The organism is Blastococcus sp. SYSU DS0617 (genome assembly GCF_054051075.1).
This window is the reverse complement of record NZ_JBJHAO010000001.1, coordinates 277,523-297,682: the sequence shown is the minus strand read 5'-3', so window position 1 is coordinate 297,682 and position 20,160 is coordinate 277,523. Positions and strand designations below refer to the sequence as shown.

15 protein-coding genes and 1 tRNA gene are annotated in these 20,160 nt (G+C 73.1%); 7 read left to right on the top strand and 9 right to left on the bottom strand.

All coding sequences use genetic code 11. The annotated features are described in order from the left end of the window. Positions 1–31: 31 nt before the first annotated feature. Positions 32–2,281 (top strand): transglycosylase domain-containing protein, encoded by a 2,250-nt coding sequence (locus tag ACI793_RS01390; protein WP_456604572.1) that lies wholly within the window; start codon positions 32–34, stop codon positions 2,279–2,281. A gap of 11 nt (positions 2,282–2,292) precedes the next feature. On the opposite strand, the gene ACI793_RS01385 is transcribed toward ACI793_RS01390, so the two are convergent. Then, positions 2,293–2,745 carry a GatB/YqeY domain-containing protein gene (locus tag ACI793_RS01385; protein WP_456604571.1) on the bottom strand — a complete coding sequence of 151 codons (453 nt, stop codon included), beginning with the start codon at positions 2,743–2,745 and terminating at the stop codon, positions 2,293–2,295. A gap of 51 nt (positions 2,746–2,796) precedes the next feature. Between ACI793_RS01385 and ACI793_RS01380 the strand changes: the two genes are divergently transcribed. From ACI793_RS01380 to ACI793_RS01370, 3 genes are all read left to right on the top strand, one after another. Beyond that, positions 2,797–3,708: a metallophosphoesterase gene (locus ACI793_RS01380; RefSeq protein WP_456604570.1), complete on the top strand. Its 912-nt coding sequence runs from the start codon at positions 2,797–2,799 to the stop codon at positions 3,706–3,708. A 62-nt stretch (positions 3,709–3,770) separates the two neighbouring features. Further along, positions 3,771–3,844: transfer RNA gene (locus ACI793_RS01375), tRNA-Pro, on the top strand. Between the two features lie 64 nt (positions 3,845–3,908). Further along, a complete protein-coding gene (locus ACI793_RS01370; RefSeq protein ID WP_456604569.1) occupies positions 3,909–5,702 on the top strand; it encodes a prolyl oligopeptidase family serine peptidase in 1,794 nt (597 codons plus the stop codon). A gap of 529 nt (positions 5,703–6,231) precedes the next feature. On the opposite strand, the gene ACI793_RS01365 is transcribed toward ACI793_RS01370, so the two are convergent. Together ACI793_RS01365 and ACI793_RS01360 are read right to left on the bottom strand one after the other, a co-directional pair. Beyond that, on the bottom strand, positions 6,232–7,284 hold the full coding sequence (locus ACI793_RS01365; protein ID WP_456604568.1) for an aspartate-semialdehyde dehydrogenase: 1,053 nt from the start codon (positions 7,282–7,284) through the stop codon (positions 6,232–6,234). Further along, positions 7,281–8,546, bottom strand: coding sequence for an aspartate kinase (locus ACI793_RS01360; RefSeq protein ID WP_456604567.1), 1,266 nt, complete (start codon positions 8,544–8,546; stop codon positions 7,281–7,283). The genes ACI793_RS01365 and ACI793_RS01360 overlap by 4 nt, the downstream gene beginning before the upstream one ends. A gap of 74 nt (positions 8,547–8,620) precedes the next feature. On the opposite strand from ACI793_RS01360, the gene ACI793_RS01355 reads away from it, so the two are divergent. From ACI793_RS01355 to leuA, 3 genes are all read left to right on the top strand, one after another. After that, the gene (locus ACI793_RS01355; protein ID WP_456604566.1) at positions 8,621–10,213 is read left to right on the top strand and encodes a phospholipase D-like domain-containing protein; all 1,593 of its coding nucleotides are present in this window, start codon (positions 8,621–8,623) and stop codon (positions 10,211–10,213) included. Between the two features lie 135 nt (positions 10,214–10,348). Beyond that, positions 10,349–11,584: an AI-2E family transporter gene (locus ACI793_RS01350; protein ID WP_456604565.1), complete on the top strand. Its 1,236-nt coding sequence runs from the start codon at positions 10,349–10,351 to the stop codon at positions 11,582–11,584. Between the two features lie 245 nt (positions 11,585–11,829). Then, positions 11,830–13,563: a 2-isopropylmalate synthase gene (leuA, locus tag ACI793_RS01345; RefSeq protein ID WP_456604564.1), complete on the top strand. Its 1,734-nt coding sequence runs from the start codon at positions 11,830–11,832 to the stop codon at positions 13,561–13,563. A 22-nt stretch (positions 13,564–13,585) separates the two neighbouring features. Here the strand turns inward: leuA and mnhG are convergent, their stop codons facing one another. The 6 genes from mnhG to ACI793_RS01315 are packed head-to-tail and all read right to left on the bottom strand — an operon-like array spanning position 13,586 to position 20,111. Continuing rightward, entirely contained in the window at positions 13,586–14,026 is a 441-nt protein-coding gene (gene mnhG, locus ACI793_RS01340; protein ID WP_456604563.1) for a monovalent cation/H(+) antiporter subunit G, read from the bottom strand. After that, positions 14,023–14,364 carry a monovalent cation/H+ antiporter complex subunit F gene (locus tag ACI793_RS01335; RefSeq protein ID WP_456604562.1) on the bottom strand — a complete coding sequence of 114 codons (342 nt, stop codon included), beginning with the start codon at positions 14,362–14,364 and terminating at the stop codon, positions 14,023–14,025. The genes mnhG and ACI793_RS01335 overlap by 4 nt, the downstream gene beginning before the upstream one ends. Then, a complete protein-coding gene (locus ACI793_RS01330; protein ID WP_456604561.1) occupies positions 14,361–14,951 on the bottom strand; it encodes a Na+/H+ antiporter subunit E in 591 nt (196 codons plus the stop codon). The genes ACI793_RS01335 and ACI793_RS01330 overlap by 4 nt, the downstream gene beginning before the upstream one ends. Continuing rightward, positions 14,948–16,705 carry a Na+/H+ antiporter subunit D gene (locus ACI793_RS01325; RefSeq protein WP_456604560.1) on the bottom strand — a complete coding sequence of 586 codons (1,758 nt, stop codon included), beginning with the start codon at positions 16,703–16,705 and terminating at the stop codon, positions 14,948–14,950. The genes ACI793_RS01330 and ACI793_RS01325 overlap by 4 nt, the downstream gene beginning before the upstream one ends. Continuing rightward, complete coding sequence (locus ACI793_RS01320; protein ID WP_456604559.1) at positions 16,702–17,238, bottom strand: Na(+)/H(+) antiporter subunit C; 537 nt, start codon at positions 17,236–17,238, stop codon at positions 16,702–16,704. The genes ACI793_RS01325 and ACI793_RS01320 overlap by 4 nt, the downstream gene beginning before the upstream one ends. Next, on the bottom strand, positions 17,235–20,111 hold the full coding sequence (locus ACI793_RS01315; protein WP_456604558.1) for a Na+/H+ antiporter subunit A: 2,877 nt from the start codon (positions 20,109–20,111) through the stop codon (positions 17,235–17,237). Before ACI793_RS01315 ends, ACI793_RS01320 begins: the two co-directional genes overlap by 4 nt. Between the last annotated feature and the right edge of the window lie 49 nt (positions 20,112–20,160).

Sequence of the window (20,160 nt, the reverse complement as noted above, 5' to 3'; positions counted from 1 at the left end):
GAGGCGGGAACTCGCCGTACGCTGGGCCGCGATGTCGGACAACGCACGCCTCCGCACCCGCCTGCTCGGGAAGCTCGCCCTGTCGATCGTGGTCGCCGGCGTGCTGCTCGCCGGTCTCCTGCTGCCCTGGGTCGGGGGGAGCGGGCTCGTCGCCCGCAACTCCGCGAGCCTGCTGGACGCGCTGCCGGTGGAGCTCACGGACGCGACTCCCGCCGGGATGACCCGGGTGCTCGCGGCCGACGGCACGCTGATCACGAACATGTACACGAAGAACCGCACGCCGGTGACCTCCGACCAGATCGCCGACGTGATGAAGACGGCGCTGGTCGACATCGAGGACTCACGGTTCTACGAGCACAACGGCCTCGACGTGCAGGGCACGATGCGCGCGCTGGTGAAGAACCTGGCCGCGGGCTCGGTGCAGGAGGGCGGCTCCACGCTCACCCAGCAGCTGGTGAAGCAGACGCTGCTGCAGACGGCGGAGTCCTCCGAGGGCCGGGACGCGGCCACCGAGCAGACGACGGCCCGCAAGCTGCGCGAGGCGCGGTTGGCGCTGGCCCTGGAGGAGACCTACGACAAGGACGAGATCCTCACCCGGTACCTGAACATCGTCTACTTCGGCAAGGGCGCCTACGGCATCCAGGCCGCCGCCCAGCGGTACTTCAGCGTGAACGCGGCCGACCTCACCCTCCCGCAGGCTGCGATGCTCGCCGGTCTGGTGCAGAGCCCCTTCTACGACGACCCGATCGACAACCCGGAGAACGCCCAGGTCCGGCGCAACCAGGTGCTCAAGCGGATGTTCGACCTCGGTCACATCACCGAGCAGGAGTACCTCGACATCGCGCCCACGCCGGTGGAGGTGGCGCCGGGCATCGCCCCGCCCAACGAGTGCATCGACGCCACGATCGGCGCCTTCTTCTGCGCCTTCGTGCGCGAGCACCTCGTCCGGGACCCGGAGGCCGGCGGCCTCGGCCTCACCGATGACCAGATCCGGAACGGCGGGCTGACCATCCAGACCACGCTGCTGCCCGACCTGCAGCGCTCAGCGGACCAGGCGGTGCTCCAGACGCTGCCCATGGGCGATCCGCTGGCCGGCATGTTCACCGCGATCGAGCCGGGCACCGGCAAGGTGCTGGCGATGGCCGTGAACCGGCGGTACGGCTGCGACGCACCCGACTGCGAGTCGGTCGTGCTCAACGTAGCGGCGAGCAAGGGCGCCGGCTCCACCTACAAGACCTTCACCGCCGCCGCCGCGCTCGAGGCGGGCATCCCGGCGAACACGGAGATCACGACCCCCAACACCTACGTCTCGCGCGTGTTCAAGGACTGGGATCCCGACCGCGGCGTCGCCGTCCCCTACGACGTCTCCAACGTGGGCACCAGGACCCCCCGGACGCTGGACATGGTCGGCGCGCTGGTGCGGTCGTCCAACACCTACTTCATGGCACTGCAGGACCGGCTGGGCAGCGTGGAGCCCGCCGTGCGCATGTCCCAGCGCCTGGGCATGACCTACGACCAGCGCACGCAGAACTCCGCCGAGCAGATCATCGAGGGCAACTTCGCCGCGTTCACCCTCGGCTACAACGCCACCAGCCCGCTGGCCCTGGCCAACTCCTACGCCACCCTCGGGGCGCAGGGCACCATGTGCACCCCGGTGCCCGTGACCGAGGTGCTCGACCGCAACGGCAAGCCGCTCACGCGCGACGACGGCGAGCCGGTGGTGAGCGGCGACAACTGCACCCCGGAGTCCATCCCGGCGCCCATCGCCAACACGCTGAGCAACATCCTCGTCGGCGACGTCTCCACGCCGGCCGGAACCGGCACCCGGGCGGCGATCCCGGGCCGGGCGATCGCCGGCAAGACGGGTACCGCGCAGGGCCGCGACTCGGTGGCCTTCGTGGGCTACCTGCCCGAGTACTCCGCCAGCGTGATGGTCTTCAACCCGAAGGAGAAGCAGGACGTCGGCGGCTTCGGCGGCAACATGCCGGCGACCATCTGGCACGACGCCATGGCGCCGTTCCTGGCCGACAAGCCCACGTCGGCGTTCCCACCGGCCGACCCCGTGCTGATGGGCCCGGAGCCGGAGCCGGAGCCGCGTCCCCAGTCACGGCCGCAGCGGCCGTCCAACGGTGCGGACGAGCGGCCGGCCGCCGAGCAGCCCGGCCAGCAGGAGCAGCCGGCCGGTGGGACGCCCGACGCCGGGACGCCCCAGGGCGGGGCGCCCGAGGGTGAGGCCCCGGCCGCCCCCGAGGGGGAGCCCGGCCGGCCGGCCGACGACTGAACGAAGGCCCCTCAGCCCAGCTGGCGGCGAACCTCGGCGGCCACGCGTGAGCCCTCGGCGCGGCCGGCGACGACACCGTTCGCGGCGCCCATGACCTTGCCCATGTCCTGCATGCCGGACGCGCCGGTGCGGGTGATGACGTCGGCGACGATCGCCGCCAGGTCCGCGTCCTCCAGCTGTGCCGGCAGGTAGGCGGCGAGGACCTCGCCCTCGGCCCGCTCCCGCTCCGCCTGCTCGGCCCGGCCGGCCCCGCCGAACGCCTCGGCGGCCTCCCGGCGCTTCTTCGCCTCCCGGCGCAGCACGGCCTGGACCTCGTCGTCGGACAGCTCGCGGGACTCCTTGCCGGAGACCTCCTCGGCGCTGACCGCGGTGAGCACCATGCGCAACGTCGCCGTGCGCAGCTCGTCCCGGGCCTTCATGGCGGTGGTCAGGTCGTCGCGCAGCTGCTTCTTGAGGTCGCTCACGTTCCCAGCCTGGCACGACGCCGTCGGAGCCCGCGCCCGTAGGCTCCCGGTGTGCGCTGGACCACCGCCGTTCCCACCGCCGCTCTCGCCTCGGGCGCAGGCGCGCTCGCCTACGCGAGCCTGTACGAGCGCACCCGCTGGACGCTGCGCCGGTTCGACGTGCCGGTGCTGGCCCCGGGCTCCGCGCCGCTGACCGTGCTGCACGTCTCCGACCTGCACATGACCGCCGGGCAGCGGTCGAAGCAGGAGTGGGTGGCCGGCCTGGCCGCGCTGGAGCCGGACCTGGTCGTCAACACCGGCGACAACCTCGCCGGCTTCGACGCCGTCCCCCCGACCCTGCGGGCGCTGGCGCCGCTGATGGAGCGGCCCGGCGCGTTCGTGCTGGCGAGCAACGACTACTACGCGCCGCGGCCGAAGAACCCGCTCAAGTACTTCTTCCCCGGCCACAAGCGGGTGCACGGCGACGAGCTCCCCTGGCGGGACCTGCGGGACGGGATGCTGGACCGCGGCTGGCTCGACCTCACCAACGCCGCCGGCGAGCTGGTCGTGGACGGGCGGCGGATCGTGTTCGCCGGCGTCGACGACTCACATCTGAAGCGGGACCGGTACGACGTCGTCGCGGGGCCGGCCGATCCGTCCGCGGACCTGCGCCTGGGCCTCGCGCACTCCCCCGAGCCGCGGGTGCTCGACCGGTTCGCCGCCGACGGCTACGACCTGCTGCTGTGCGGGCACACCCACGGCGGCCAGCTGCGGGTGCCGTTCTACGGCGCTCTGGTCACCAACTGCGGCATCGACCGCGAGCGGGTGCGCTGGCTGCACCGCTGGGCCGAGCCCGCCCCGGACCACCCGAACGGCACGTGGCTGCACGTCTCGGCCGGGCTGGGCACCAGCCCCTACGCCCCCGCCCGGTTCGCCTGCCCGCCGGAGGCCACCCTGCTGACGCTCACCGCGCGGGACGGCTGAACCGGCGTCTCCCCCGCTGGAGGACGCCGCGTCGAGGAGCGCTAGACTCGACCAGCGCACCTCGGGGTGTGGCGCAGCTTGGTAGCGCGCGTCGTTCGGGACGACGAGGCCGCAGGTTCAAATCCTGTCACCCCGACAGTTGCTCAGGGGCCGCCGATGGCGGCCCCTGAGTCGTTCCACGGGGCTGGCACGATGGATCGGTGACCGCAGAACCGACCGTTCCCGCCCTTCCCCCCGAGGTCACCGCCCGCTGGCAGGCGCGGTTCCGCGCACCGCGGGTCTCGCTGCCCGACTGGGCGTTCGACGCCCCGCACCGCAACCTGTACGCCTCCGACCTCAGCGGCGTGATCGAGCAGTACGCGTGGGACCGCTCGACCGGCACGCACCGCCAGGTCACCGACCGGCCCAACGGCACCCTCATCGGCACGCTGAGCCCCGACGGCGAGACCATCTGGTGGTTCGCCGACACCGACGGGGACGAGTTCGGCGTCTGGATGACCCAGCCCTTCGCCGGCGGCGAGGACACCGTCGCGGTCGCCGAGGTCGGGCCCGCGTACCCGGCCGGGCTGGAGATCGGCGACGACCTGGTCGCCATCGGGCGTTCGACCGACGACGGCAGCGAGCTGTGGCTCTGCCCCCGCGGCTCGGCACCGCGGGTCGTCTACCGGCACCCCGACCCCGCCTCCGTGGACGCCCTCACCCACGACGGCGACCTGCTGGTCATCTCCCACTCCGAGCACGGCGACCCGCGCTACCCCGCGCTGCGGGTGCTCCGGACCTCCGACGACGCCGTCGTCGCGGAGAAGTGGGACGGCGAGGGTCGCGGCCTGCACGCCTCGGAGTTCGCCCCGCTGTCCGGCGACACCCGCCTGCTGGTAGGGCACGAGCGCCGGGGCCGCGAGGAGCTGCTGATCTGGGACGTCGCGGCCGACACCGAGACCGAGATCGTGCTCGACCTGCCCGGCGACGTGTCGGCCGGCTGGTACCCCGACGGGACGGCGCTGCTGGTCGGCCACGACCACGCCGCCCGCACCGAGCTGTACCGGTACGACCTGGCCAGTGGCGCGCTGGAGAAGCTGGACACCCCGACCGGCGTCGTCCGGGGCGCGACCGCCCGGCCCGACGGCACCGTGGAGCTGGCCTGGTCCAACGCCGAGCTGCCGCCGGTGATCCGCCGCGCCGACGGGCCCGTCGTGCTGTCAGTGAGCGAGGAGGAGCCACCGGCCGCCTATCCGGTCGAGGACCGCTGGGTGGCCGGCCCGGGCGGCGACGTGCACGCGCTGCTGGTGCGGCCGGCCGGCGAGGGCCCGTACGCGACGGCGTTCCTCGTGCACGGCGGGCCGGAGGCGGCCGACGACGACTCGTACCGCGCGCGCCGCGCGGCCTACGTGGATGCGGGCTACGCCGTGGTGCACGTGAACTACCGGGGGTCCACCGGCTACGGCTCCGCCTGGCGTGACGCGCTCACCGGCCGTCCCGGGCTGACCGAGCTGGAGGACATCGGCGCGGTCTACGACGCGCTGGTCGCCGAGGGCGTGGTCGACCCGGCCCGGGCGCTGCTGACCGGCGGCTCGTGGGGCGGCTTCCTCACCCTGCTCGGGCTCGGCACCCAGCCCGAGCGCTGGGCGGCCGGCATCGCGGAGGTGCCGGTGGCCGACTACCTGGCCGCCTACGAGGACGAGATGGAGGGTCTGCGCGCCTACGACCGCGCGCTGTTCGGCGGCTCACCGGAGGAGGTGCGCGACGTCTACGTGCGCTCGTCGCCGATCACCTACGTCGACGCCGTCGCGGCGCCGGTGCTCGTGGTCGCGGGCGCGAACGACCCGCGCTGCCCGATCCGGCAGATCGACAACTACCTGACCCGCCTGGACGAGCTGGGCAAGGACCACGAGGTGTACCGGTTCGACGCCGGCCACGGCTCGCTGGTCATCGAGGAGACGATCCGCCAGGTCGAGGTCGCGCTCGCCTTCGCGCTGAGGCACGTGCGCCCGTGATCATGGAGTTGTTGCCACCGACACGCGCAGGCACGCCGTCGTGGGCGGCAACAACTCCATGATCGGCGAAGCGCGGGCGTGACCCTCCCCCCATCGAGGGGTGCCGACGGCCGCCCGGGCCCCCTCCGGTCCGGACAGCGGAGCTCCGGCGCCCGCGTCCGGGGTGGGCGGGAGCACCGGCGCCGGAACCGAGGCCACCGGAGGCGAGAGCGCCGGGAGCCGGAGCACGTCGGCCCCGGGCCGGGACACGGTCCGGCCGTCCGCACCGGAGGCGGCCCGCGACCATCCGCGCCTCCCCGCCCGGGAGGCCCCGGTGGCGCGTCCGGAGACGGGCAGGCCGCCCGTCACGGGCGGGCCACCCGCGACCACCCCGGCGCGACCGGTCGCTCCCAGGGGCACAGCCCCGGCAGGGACGGCGCAGACCGAGGACGCACCTGCGACCGCCGACTACGCCACGTCAGCCGTGATCATCGAGTTGTTGCCGCCGACACGCGCCGACATGCCACGCCGGCCGGCGACAACTCGATGATCAGCGGGCGGCGGCGATAAGCTCCGCGATCTGGACGGTGTTGAGCGCCGCACCCTTCCGCAGGTTGTCGTTGCTGACGAACAGCACCAGACCGCGGCCGCCGTCGACGCTCTGGTCCTGGCGGATGCGGCCGACGTAGCTCGGGTCGCGGCCCGCGGCCTGCAGCGGGTTCGGGACGTCGGAGAGCTCCACGCCGGGCGCCGCCGCGAGCAGCTCGGTGGCCCGCTCGACCGAGATCGGCCGCTCGAACTCGACGTTCAGCGACAGCGAGTGGCCGGTGAACACCGGCACGCGCACGCAGGTGCCCGAGACCCGGAGGTCGGGCAGGCCGAGGATCTTGCGGCTCTCGTTGCGGAGCTTCTGCTCCTCGTCGGTCTCGAACGTGCCGTCGTCGACGACCGAGCCGGCCATCGGCAGCACGTTGAAGGCGATGGGCGCGACGTACTTCACCGGGTCGGGGAAGGCCACCGCGGTGCCGTCGTGGGTCAGCTCGTCGGCCTTGTCGACGACGGCCTTCGCCTGCCCGTGCAGCTCCTCGACGCCGGCGACCCCGCTGCCCGAGACCGCCTGGTAGGTGCTGGCGACGATGCGGACCAGGCCGGCCTCGTCGTGCAGGGGCTTGAGCACCGGCATCGCGGCCATGGTGGTGCAGTTCGGGTTGGCGATGATCCGGCCGTGCGCCCGGTCGATGTCACCGGGGTTGACCTCGCTGACGACCAGCGGGATCTCCGGGTCGCGCCGGAAGGCCGAGCTGTTGTCGATCACCGTGACGCCGGCGGCGGCGAACCGCGGCGCCTGGGCGCGGGAGGTGGTCGCACCGGCGGAGAAGATCGCGATGTCCAGCCCGGCCGGGTCGGCCGTGGCGGCGTCCTCGACGGTGATCTCCCCGCCCGCCCAGGGCAGCGTCGAGCCCGCCGAGCGGGCCGAGGCGAAGAAGCGCAGCTCGGCGAGCGGGAAGTCCCGCTCGGCGAGGATGTCGCGCACGACCCGGCCCACCTGGCCGGTCGCGCCGACGATGCCGACCCGCAGGCCGCTGTCGCTGAACGAGCTCATCGTCCGGTCCCTCCGTAGACGACGGCCTCGACGTCGGAGCCGAGGTCGAACGCGTCGTGCACCGCGCGGACGGCGATGTCGACGTCGGTGTCGCGGCAGACCACGGAGATGCGGATCTCCGAGGTGCTGATGAGCTCGAGGTTCACGCCGGCGTCGGCCAGGGCGCCGAAGAACTTGGCCGAGACGCCCGGGTGCGACCGCATGCCGGCGCCGACCAGCGACACCTTGCCGATGTGCTGGTCGAAGCTCACGTCGGTGTAACCCACCGTGTGCTTGACCCGTTCCAGCGCCGCCAGGGCCGTCGGGCCGTCGCTCTTGGGCAGGGTGAAGGAGATGTCGGCGAGCTTGCTGGCCTCGGCCGACACGTTCTGCACGATCATGTCGATGTTGACCTCGGCGTCGGCGAGGACGCGGAAGAGCTGGGCGGCCTCACCCGGCCGGTCCGGCACCCCGAAGACGGTGATCTTGCCCTCGGAGCGGTCGTGCGCGACGCCCGTGATGATCGCCTGTTCCACCGGGAGGTCCTCCATCGAGCCGGACACGATCGTGCCGGGGAGCTGTGAGTAGGAGCTGCGGACGTGCACGGGGATGCCGTAGCGGCGGGCGTACTCGACGCAGCGGAGCATGAGCACCTTGGCCCCGGACGCGGCCAGCTCGAGCATCTCCTCGTAGGTGATGGTGTCGAGCCGCTGGGCGTTGGGGACGATGCGCGGGTCGGCGGTGAAGACGCCGTCGACGTCGGTGTAGATCTCGCAGACGTCGGCGTTCAGGGCGGCGGCGACGGCGACGGCGGTCGTGTCCGAGCCACCGCGGCCGAGCGTGGTGATGTCCTTGGTGTCCTGGCTGACGCCCTGGAACCCGGCGACGATGACGATCGACCCGTCGTCCAGCGCCGAGCGCAGCCGGCCGGGCGTGACGTCGATGATCCGGGCCTTGCCGTGGCTGCCGGTGGTGATGACGCCGGCCTGGGAACCGGTGAAGGAGCGGGCCTCGTAGCCGTGCGTGGAGATGGCGATGGCCAGCAGCGCCATCGAGATCCGCTCGCCGGCGGTGAGCAGCATGTCGAGCTCGCGACCCGGTGGCTCGTCGGTGATCTGACCGGCCAGGTCGAGCAGCTCGTCGGTGCTGTCGCCCATGGCGGACACGACGACGACGACGTCGTCACCGTTCTTCTTGGCGGCGACGATCCGCTCGGCGACACGCTTCATGTGTGCTGCGGAGGCGACGGAGGAGCCGCCGTACTTCTGGACGACGAGGGCCACGGGTCCACAGGCTACCGGCGTGTCCTGCGTCGCCGTCGGTTGCATCCGACCGGCCGCTCCGATGTGATCATGGGATGGACGAACCGGAACGGTGGTTGCTGCGCGCCGACGAGCGCGGCAACCCGGCATCCGACCTGGAGGCGTGGAGCGAGGGCAACCTCGTCGAGCCCCTCGTGCACGGGGCGGCCTACTTCGACCGGCTGATCGACGTGGTCGACGGCCTGGGACCCGGGGACTACGTCTACTTCACCGACTGGCGGGGCGATCCCGACGAGCGGCTGCGCCCCGACGGGCCGACGGTCGCCGAGCTCTTCGTGCGCGCGCTGGACCGCGGCGTCACCGTCCGCGGCCTGGTGTGGCGCTCCCACATGGACCGGATGCAGTTCAGCAAGGAGCAGAACCGGGCGCTCGACCGCGAGATCGAGAAGGCCGGTGGGCGGGTGGTCCTCGACCAGCGGGTCCGCTGGGCGGGCTCGCACCACCAGAAGTTCGTCGTCGCCCGGCACCGCGACGCCCCCGAGCGGGACGTCGCCTTCGTCGGCGGCATCGACCTGTGCCACGGCCGCCGGGACGACGCCCTGCACGACGGCGATCCCCAGCCGGTGCCGATGGCCAGCCTGTACGGGGACCGCCCGGCGTGGCACGACGTCCAGGCGCAGATCAGGGGCCCCGCGGTCGCCGCGGTCGAGCAGGTCTTCTGCGAGCGCTGGAACGACCCCACCAGCCCGCTGGCCCACAACCCGATCGCCTGGGTGCGCGGCAAGCTCGACGGCGCCCGGCTGAACCCCGAGCCGCTGCCGGACCCGCTGCCGCCCCCACCGGCATGCGGGCCGCACCGGGTGCAGCTGCTGCGGACCTACGCGAACATCCGGGCGTCCTACGAGTTCGCACCGGACGGCGAGCGCTCGGTGGCCCGCGGGTACCGGAAGGCGGTCCAGCAGGCGCGCCGCCTGGTCTACATCGAGGACCAGTACCTGTGGTCGTCCGACGTCGCCGAGCTCTTCTGCGCAGCGCTCGAGAACAACCCGGACCTGCACCTGGTCGCGGTCGTCCCGCGCGCGCCCGACCACGAGGGCAGGTTCTCCGAGATCCCGCAGTACATCGGGCACCGGCAGGCCATCGAGCTGTGCCTGCAGGCCGGGCCCGGGAGGGTGCACGTCTTCGACGTGGAGAACCCGGCGGGGATGCCCGTCTACGTCCACGCCAAGGTCTGCGTGATCGACGACGTCTGGGCCTCCATCGGCAGCGACAACTTCAACCGGCGCTCCTGGACCCACGACAGCGAGCTCTCCGCGGCAGTCCTCGACACCACCCGGGACCCGCGGGAGCCCCGGGATCCCGGTGGCCGCGGGGAGGGGGCCCGCACCTTCGCCCGGGACCTGCGGCTCCGGCTGGCCCGGGAGCACCTCGACCTCGATCCGGACGGCAGCCAGGACGACCAGGTGCTGGCGCCCGACCGGTTCATCGCCGCCGTCGAGGAGTCGGCCGCGGCGCTCGAGGCCTGGCACGAGAACGGCCGCCCCGGACGGCGTCCCCCCGGCCGGCTGCGACCGCACCAGCCGGTGAAGCTGTCGTGGCTGACCAAGCTGTGGGCGACGCCGCTGTACCGGATGGTCGTCGACCCGGACGGCCGCCCCCTCCGCCTGCGCCTCCGCAAGGAGTTCTGAGGTCGCCGGCCTGCCGGTGACTCCCCGGGAAGTCCGGGCAGGTCCGCCGCGCACCGGGTGCCGGGCGGGGGCAGGGAGCGGGACCGGCGCAGCTCTCCAGGGATCGATGGCCGTCGGGCTGGGCAGAGCCCTGTCATGAGCGACTCCGGTGCGACGCAGACGCAGGACGCCACGCTGCTGCGGGCAGGGCGACGGGCATGGGCAGCGCTCGGGCTCGTCGGCGTCGTGGCGCTGGTCTACCTCCTGCTGCGGGAGGTGAGCACCATCGCGACGCCGCTGGCCGTGGCGCTGTTCCCGGCCGCCGTCCTCTGGCCGCCGGCGGCATGGCTCAAGCGGCGGGGGCTGCCCGGGGCGCTGGCGTCGCTGCTGCTGATCCTCGCGATGTTCGGGCTGATCGGGCTCGCCCTCTGGTTCGTGGTGCCCCAGTTCCTCGACCAGCTCCCCGAGGTCGGCGACAGCATCGAACGCGCCCTCGCCGACCTCGAGGACGCGCTCGCCGACGCCCCGGTGTCCCTGCCGTTCGACATCGGGGACGGCGGACTGGCTGCGGTCGCCGAGCAGGCAGTCGATGCCTTCGGGGGCGGGGCCGAGTCGACCGTCGGGCAGGGCATGGACCTCGTGGCGCGGGTGACCGACCTCGGGACGTCGCTCCTGATCTTCCTGGTGGCGCTGTTCTTCTACCTGCGGGACGGCGACCGGATCTGGGCGGGCGTGACCAGCCTGCTGCCCCGCCCCACCCGCCGGCACGTCCGCCGCGTGTCCGGTCAGGTCGGCTGGACGCTGGGCGCGTACTTCCGGGCGCAGATGGTCGTGGCACTGGTGGACGCGGTGGGTATCGGGATCGGCCTGGTGCTGCTCGACGTACCCCTGGCGCTGCCCCTGGCCCTGCTGGTGTTCTTCGGGGGGTTCTTCCCCATCGTGGGGGCCTTCGCCTCCGGCCTCGTCGCCGTGCTGGTGGCCCTCGCCGACCAGGGGCTGGGGACGGCGCTGCTCGTGCTGGGTCTCGTGGTGCTGGTCCAGCAGGCCGAGGGGAACCTCCTCGAGCCGCTCATCCTGAGTCCGGTGCTCCGGATGCACCCGTTCGCGATCATCCTCGCGGTCTCCGCCGGGGCGGTCACCTACGGCGTGCTGGGCGCCTTCCTCGCCGTGCCGGTGGCGGCGTCCGCCGCGCGGGTCGTCGACTACGTGCGCGGGCGCCGGCCGGCGGCGGGCCCCGGCTCCGATCCCGACGACGGGCATCCCGCGTGGGGCGTGGACGACGAGGAGGACAAGGAGGACGGGGAGGACGACGCGCACGAGGCACCGGCCGACGGCGGTGACCGCCCCGGGGAGCAGGCGGCCGGCGAAGGCGCCGCCCGTGCGCAGGGGTGAGACTCCCGTGGCCATCTCCTCCGCCCCGGCCGGGCGCCACGCGGCTCCTCCCGGTCGCACTCCTGCGCCCGCCACCATGGCGCTGCTACCGTGAGGCGGTGCGCGGCAGCCTCCTGCTTACCCGCCGCGGCGAGGCCCTCTCCTAGGTCGGCCCCCTCGCCGCGGTGTCCCGCCGTGACCGCCCCCCGGCGTCTGCTGACCGCCCCACCGGAGCTGAGTCCAGCCCGCGCCAGAGGAGCCCTTCCGTGAACGAGCAGCACCCGCACGTACGCCATCCGCAGCAGCCCTCGCGGATGCCGATCCACCGCTACGCGCCCTTCACCCCCGTCGTCCTGGCCGACCGCACGTGGCCCGACACGGTCACCACGCAGGCCCCGCGCTGGTGCGCGGTCGACCTGCGCGACGGCAACCAGGCCCTGATCGACCCGATGACCCCCGACCGCAAGCGGCGCATGTTCCAGCTGCTGGTCGACATGGGCTACAAGGAGATCGAGGTCGGCTTCCCCGCGGCCAGCCAGACCGACTTCGACTTCGTCCGGCAGCTCATCGAGGACGACCTGGTCCCCGACGACGTCACCATCCAGGTGCTCACCCAGGCCCGGGACGAGCTGATCGAGCGGACGTTCGAGTCCCTGCGCGGGGCGAAGCAGGCGATCGTGCACCTGTACAACTCGACCAGCACCCTGCAGCGCCGGGTCGTCTTCGACTCCGACCGCGCCGGGATCATCGACATCGCCGTGCACGGCGCCCGGGTGGTGCGGAAGTTCGCCGAGCAGATGGGCGACACCGACATCCGCTTCGAGTACTCCCCCGAGTCCTTCACCGGCACCGAGCTCGACTTCGCCGTGGAGATCTGCGACGCCGTCACCGACGTCTGGGAGCCCACCCCCGACCGGCCGACGATCCTCAACCTGCCGGCGACGGTGGAGATGGCCGAGCCGACCGTCTACGCCGACCAGATCGAGTGGATGCACCGCAACCTGGGCCGGCGGGACTCCGTCGTCCTGTCCCTGCACCCGCACAACGACCGGGGCACCGCCGTGGCCGCCGCCGAGCTGGGCTACCGCGCCGGCGCCGACCGCATCGAGGGCTGCCTGTTCGGCAACGGCGAGCGCACCGGCAACGTCGACCTGGTCACCCTCGGCCTGAACCTGTTCAGCCAGGGCATCGACCCGCAGATCGACTTCTCCGACATCGATGAGATCCGCCGCACCGTCGAGTACTGCAACCAGCTGGGCGTCCACGAGCGGCACCCCTACGGCGGCGACCTGGTCTACACCGCCTTCTCCGGCTCCCACCAGGACGCGATCAACAAGGGCTTCAAGGCCCTCGAGGCCGATGCGGCCGCTGCCGGCACCACCGTCGACCGGATGCCGTGGGCCGTGCCGTACCTGCCCATCGACCCCAAGGACGTCGGCCGCACGTACGAGGCCGTCATCCGGGTGAACAGCCAGTCCGGCAAGGGCGGCGTCGCCTACATCATGAAGACCGAGAACCACCTCGACCTGCCCCGGCGGCTGCAGATCGAGTTCAGCGCCGTCATCCAGCAGCACACCGACGACGAGGGTGGCGAGGTCACCGCCGGGCAGATGTGGGCGGCGTTCTCGAGCGAGTACCTGCCCGACCCGGACGCCCCGTGGGGTCGCTTCGGGCTGGCCGGCCACCGGCACACCGCCAACGGGGACCAGTCCGACGAGATGGTCGTGGAGCTGGTCGACGCCGGGGTGCCCGTGACCCTCGAGGGCCGCGGCAACGGGCCGATCGCCGCGTTCGTCGACGCCCTGCACAGCGTCGACGTCGACGTCCGGGTGCTCGACTACGCCGAGCACGCCCTGTCCGCCGGTGGTGACGCCCGCGCCGCCGCCTACGTCGAGTGCGCCGTCGGCGACCGCATCCTGTGGGGCGTGGGCATCGACGCCAACATCGTCACCGCGTCGCTCCGGGCGATCGTCTCGGCGGTCAACCGCGCCCAGCGCTGACCCGGGGGCGGGGCGCGCCGACTCAGCGCGCCTCGTCCTCCCGCCGGCTCTCCACCAGCGCGCGGCCCGGCTCCTCGGGCGGCGCGTCCGCCGGCTCGTCACCGCGGTACACCTGATCCTGGCGCACGCCGGTGCGCAGCTCGTCCACCAGCAGCCGGTCGCGGCGCACGTGCCGACGCCGGTAGGCGACCCGGCTGATCATGTGCGCGCTCACCGGTGCGGTCAGCATCTGGAACACCGCGACGAGCAGCAGCATCCAGGTGGCCGACCAGCCCTGCAGCCGGATCGCGGCCCCGACCATGATCAGCAGCACGCCGAGGACCTGCGGCTTGGTTCCGGCGTGCATCCGGGTGAGGACGTCGGGGAAGCGCACCAGGCCCAGCCCGGCGGTCAGGCACAGGAGGGCACCGAGCAGCAGGAAGGCGACGGCCACGACGTCGGCCACCGTGCGCAGGTCGTTCATCTGTCGGCCTCCAGGCTCCGGGCGATCCGTTCCTCGGCCGCCTCGGGCAGGCCGACGTCCTGGCCGTCTCCCGTGGAGCGGATCAGCATGCCGCCGATGTACCGGGCCACCGACACCGATCCGACGAAGGCCAGCAGCGAGACGACCACGAGCACCGGGACCACCGTCGGGTCCCGCTGCAGCCCGGCGTGGACGGCGAGCCCGGCGGCGATGATGACCAGCAGGGTGTCGGTGGCCACCACGCGGTCCAGCAGCGACGGGCCGATGCCCAGGCGGATCAGCGAGAGCAGCGCCCCGATGCCGAGCATCCCGTAGGCGAGCCAGAAGACCACGATCACGGCGTCCTCCTCCCCTCGCCGACGACGGCCGCTCCTGGCCCGCGGTCCAGCGCGGCGATCTCGTCGGGGGAACCGAAGGCGCGCACCACCCGGTCCTCCTGGGCGAGGACGGCCTCGCGTTGGCTCTCCACGTCCGCCTCGTCGCGCACGTGCAGCACGTGCACCGCGATCGTGCGCTCGTCGCGGTCCATGTCGATCACCATCGACCCGGGCACGAGCGTCAGCGACTCGGACAGGATGGTCAGCAGCAGGTCCGAGTCGGTGCGCAGCTGCACGGTGATGATCGCGCTCCGGTCGATGCCGCTGGGCCGGACGGTCTGCCACGCCACCAGCGCGCCCGAGCTGACCAGGTCCGACACGAAGTGACCGAGGAACAGCGCCAGGCCGACCGGCCGCACACGGGTGCCACCGACCACCGGCGGCAGGGGCAGCAGCAGCGTTACCGCGAGCGCGACCACCAGACCACCGAGCAGGTTGGCCCACGACCACGTGCCCCAGAGCAGGTTCCAGACCAGCACCAGCCAGACCAGCAGCGGCAGCTGGTGCCGCAGCCGGTGCCCGGTGCCCGGTGCAAGGCTCTCGCTCACGGCACGTCCTCCCCGCCGAAGACCGCGGTGATGTAGGGCCCCCGGTCCAGCAGATCCCCCGCCGCCCGCTCGGCGATCCCGTACAGCGGCCCCGCGAGCCCGGTCAGGGCGACCGTCACCGCCACCATCACGGCCGCGGAGCCCACCATCACCCGCGGCAGCGGGCGCAGCGAGGGCCCGCGCGGGTCGTCCTGGCCGAGCCCGTCGGTGACCGGTGAGGTCGCCGTGGCGACAGCGGTGTGCCGCTCCCAGGCCGCCCGCCGGGCCTCGGCGCGGCCGCCGACGACGGCACCGACCGGCTCCTCGTCGTCGGCGGTCTCCTTCTCCCCCACCGGCTGGGTCTGCTTGGCGGGATCCGGCGGGGGCGCGGGGGCGAGTTCGGGCCCGGAGTCCTCCGCGGCGGCCTCGAACGTGTCGTCCTCCGGCGACTGCGCCGGCGGCCGCCAGAAGGCGCGGCTCCACACCCGTGACATGGCGAGCAGGGTCAGCAGGCTGGTCACCGCACCCGCGGCCACCAGGACGACGGGCAGCCACCCGCCGTCGGCGACGCCGGCCTCGAGCAGCCCCAGCTTCCCGATGAACCCGGACAGCGGCGGGATGCCGGCGAGGTTCATCGCCGGGACGAAGAACAGGATCGCCAGCAGCGGGGACGCCGTCGCCAGCCCGCCCAGCCGGTCCACGGCCATCGACCCGCCCTGCCGCTCCACGAGCCCCGCGACGAGGAAGAGCGTCGTCTGGATGGCGATGTGGTGGACGACGTAGAAGATCGCCCCGGCCAGCCCCATCTGCGAGGCCAGCGAGATCCCGAAGATCATGTAGCCGATGTGGCTGACCAGCGTGAAGGACAGGATCCGGCGGATGTCGGTCTGCGCGACCGCGCCCAGGATGCCGATCACCATGGTCGCCAGCGCCGCCCACATCAGCACCTGGTCCAGCGCGCCGCCGGGGAACAGCAGGGTCTGCGTGCGGATGACCGCGTAGACGCCGACCTTGGTGAGCAGGCCGGCGAACACCGCGGTGACCGGAGCGGGGGCGGTCGGGTAGCTGTCGGGCAGCCACGCCGACAGCGGGAAGACCGCGGCCTTGATGCAGAACGCGATGAGCAGCATCGACTGCAGCAGCAGCTGGGTGCCGTCGGGCAGCTCCTGGAGGCGCACGGCCAGCTGGGCCATGTTCACCGTGCCGGTGGCGGCGTACACCAGCGCGATCGCGGCCAGGAACAGCAGCGAGCTGAGCAGGCTCACGATGATGTAGGTGATGCCCGCCCGGATGCGGGGGGCGGACCCGCCCAGGGTCAGCAGCACGTAGCTGGCGGTCAGCAGGATCTCGAAGCCGACGTAGAGGTTGAACAGGTCGCCGGCCAGGAAGGCGTTGGCGACGCCGGCGATCAGCACCAGGAACGTCGGGTGGAAGATCGAGATCGGCGTCTCCTCGTCGCCGTCGGCCGCACCCTGGCCCACGGCGAAGATCAGCACCCCGAGCGCCACGGTGGCGGCGACCACGAGCATCAGCGCCGACAGCCGGTCGACCACCAGCACGATGCCCAGCGGCACCGGCCAGCCCCCGACCGAGACTGCGTCGGCGCCGTCGGCGTCGGCCAGCAGGAGCAGCGCGACCGACACGGCGAGCACCGAGCTCAGCACCAGGACGCTGAGCAGCCGCTGGACGTGCGGGTGCCGGCCGCCGACCAGCAGCGCCGCCGCGGCACCGAGCAGCGGCAGCAGCACCGGCAGCGGCGTGAGGACGCTGATCACCGTCGCCTCCGCCGTGTCGGGAGCAGGTCGACGTCGTCGGAGGGGATGCCGGAGTAGTGCCGTGCCAAGCCGCGCTCCACGTCGTCGTCGTCCGCGTCGGCCGCGAAGGTGTCCGCGTGCATGGCGGACCGGTCCTCGGGGGCCAGGTGGTCGGGGTCGATCTCGTCGGCGTCGGTGGCCGACCGGCTGGCGACGCGGCGGTCCTCCTCGTCGACCTCGATCACCTCCTGCCGCACCAGCCGCCAGGACCGGTAGATGAGCGCCAGCAGGAACGCCGCGATCCCGAAGGTGATCACGATGGCGGTCAGGATCAGCGCCTGCGGCAACGGATCGCTCATCTCCTCCGGCTCGGCGTACCCCAGGATCGGCGCGAGGCCGGCCGGCCCCCCGGCGGAGAGCAGGAGCAGGTTGGTCGCGTTGCCCAGCAGCAGGAAACCCAGCAGGACGCGGGTGAGGCTGCGGTCGAGCAGCAGGTAGACGCCGGCCGCGTAGAGGCCGCCGATGATCACCGGCAGGACGACGGTGGGGGTCATCGGGCGATCACCTCCCCGGGTGCGCTGTCGATCGGGTCGTCCTCGTCGGCCTGGCGGTCCAGCTCGGCCCCGAGGCTGCGCAGGATGTCGAGCACCAGCCCGACGACGATCAGGTAGACGCCGATGTCGAAGAACAGCGAGGTGACCAGCTTGACGTCGCCGAGCACGGGCAGCACGGTCTCCAGGATCGCCGTCTCCAGCACTTCGGCGCCCAGCGCCAGCCCGACGACGCCGGTGCCGCCCGCGAACAGCAGCCCGAGGCCGAGCAGCAGGCCCGGGTCGACCGGGGCGGCCTCACCGAGCTCGTAGCGACCGCCGGCGAGGTAGCGGAGCACCAGCGCGAGGCCGGCGACGAGCCCGCCGGCGAACCCTCCGCCGGGCTCGTTGTGGCCGCTGAACAGCAGGAAGACGGAGAAGACCAGGATGGTGTGGAACAGGATCCTGGTGACCACCTCGAGGATCACCGACCGCCGCTCGGGTGCCAGCGCCGCCGTCGCGGCCAGCCACTGGCCCTGGGGGGCCCGCCGGGAGGAGCGCTCCTGCCGGGCCAGCTGGACCGGGTCCATCCGGTCCACCGCGCCGGTCCGCCGGCGCAGGAACACCAGGCTGGCCACGCCCGTGGCCGCGACCACCACCAGCGAGATCTCGCCCAGGGTGTCCCAGGCGCGGATGTCGACCAGCGTCACGTTCACCACGTTCTGGCCGCCGCCGAGCTCGTAGGCGGCGTCGGGGTAGGCCACCGACACCGGGGTCGCGGTGCGCGCGCTCATCGCCACCGCGCCCGCCGCCGCCATGAGCGCACCGACCGCCACCGCCAGCACGCTGCGGAAGGCGCGCTCGCGGGGCAGGTGCCGCTCGGTGATGTCCTTGGGCAGCTTGCGCAGCACGAGCACGAAGACCACGAGGGTGAGCGTCTCGACGAGGAACTGGGTGAGGGCCAGATCGGGGGCTCCCTGGAGCGCGAACAGCACGGCGAGGCCGTAGCCGGTGACGCCCACGACGAGGACGGCGGACAGCCGCTGCCGGATGCGCAGCGCGAGCACCGCGGAGATCAGCACGACCGCGCCCACCAGGGCCTGGATGGGGCTGTCCCAGGCCCGCCACTCCCCCGGCCACGGCGCCTGGAACAGCAGCACCGACCCGGGGAGGGCGAGCACGACCACCAGGATGGTGCCGAGGTAGGCCGGCAGCGAGCCGCGCTGCGTCGTCCCGGTGACGAGGACGGCGAGGCGGTCGAGGGCCTGCAGGGTGTTCCAGTAGCCCTCGTCCGCCGACGCGCCGACGGCCAGCCGGCGCTGGGTGCGGAAGACCGTGCGCCGCGCCAGGAAGAGCAGCGCGCCGCCGGCGACGGTGAGCGCCGACAGCAGCAGGGCCGGCTGCAGCCCGTGCCACAACGCGAGCTTCTCCACCTCCGGCACCAGCAGCGGCAGGGTGTCGGCGTAGCCGGCGACCAGCGGCTCCAGCAGCGGGCTGAACGGCCCGGCGAGCAGGCCGACCAGGGCCAGCACCGCGGGAGCGGTGAGGAAGAGCGGGCTCGGGGGGTGGATCAGCTGGGTGTCGGCGCACCCGGGCTTACGGGCGAAGGCCCCCCAGAGGAACCGCGCGGTGTACCCGGCGGTGAGGACCGAGCCCAGCACCAGTCCGACCAGGACGACGACGGCGGCGGTGCGGTCGGGCAGACCGCCCTCCCAGAGCGCGGTGAACGCCGCCTCCTTGCCCACGAAGCCGAGCAGCGGCGGCAGCCCGGCCATGGAGGCCGCGGCGAGGGTGCCGATGACGGCGAGGGCCGGCAGCCGGCGGCCGAGCCCGGACAGGGTCCGCAGGTCGCGGGTGCCGGTGGCGTGGTCGATGACGCCCACGGTGAGGAAGAGCGTCGACTTGAACAGGGCGTGGGCGAGCGTCATGGCCAGCCCGGCGGCGGCCAGCTCCCGGCTGCCCGACCCCACCAGCGTCATGAGGAAGCCCAGCTGGCTCACCGTGCCGAAGGCCAGCAGCAGCTTGATGTCGTTCTGCCGCAGGGACCGGTAGCCGCCGACGAGCATCGTCGCGACGCCCAGCCCCAGCACGACCGGCCGCCAGCCCGGGACATCGGCGAACCCCGGGGCCAGCCGGGCCACCAGGTAGATGCCGGCCTTCACCATCGCCGCGGCGTGCAGGTAGGCGCTGACCGGGGTGGGCGCCTCCATGGCGGCGGGCAGCCAGAAGTGGAACGGGATCATCGCCGACTTGGTCACCGCGCCCGCGATGACCAGCATCGTCCCGGCGACCAGGAAGGGACCGCTGCCCGGATCGGCGACCACCTCCGACAGCCGGTAGCTGCCGCTGGTCTCGCCCAGCATGATCAGGCCGACGAACATGGCCAGTCCGCCGGCAGTGGTGAGGAGCAGCGCCTGGCCGGCTGCGCGCCGGGCCGCCAGCTTGGTGCCTGCTCCGCCGATGAGCAGGAAGGAGAAGACGGTGGTGAGCTCCCAGAACACGTAGAGCACCAGCAGGTCGTCGGCCAGGACCAGCCCGAGCATGGAGCCCGCGAACGCGGTGAGGTTGCCGGCGAAGCGGGCGCTCCCCTCGTCGTCGGCCTCGAAGTAGCGCGCGCAGTAGAGCATCACCAGCGCGCCCACGCCGGTGACCAGCAGCGCGAAGGTCAGCGACAGCGCGTCCAGCCGGAGGGCGACCTCGAGGTCCAGGGAAGGGACCCACGGGACGGTCTCGGTGACGACGCCGCCGTCGGTGACCCTCGCGAGCCGGGTGAGCACCCACCCGAAGGCGGCGGCGGGGACCAGCGCCAGCGCCAGGAAGGCGTCCCGCCCCCACCGTCGCACGAGCACGGGCGCCAGGACGGCGGCGACCAGGTGGAGGAGCAGCAGCGCGAGCACGGGTCTCCGGGAGTCATGGGTGGGCTCGGGGACGACCACAGACGTCGGA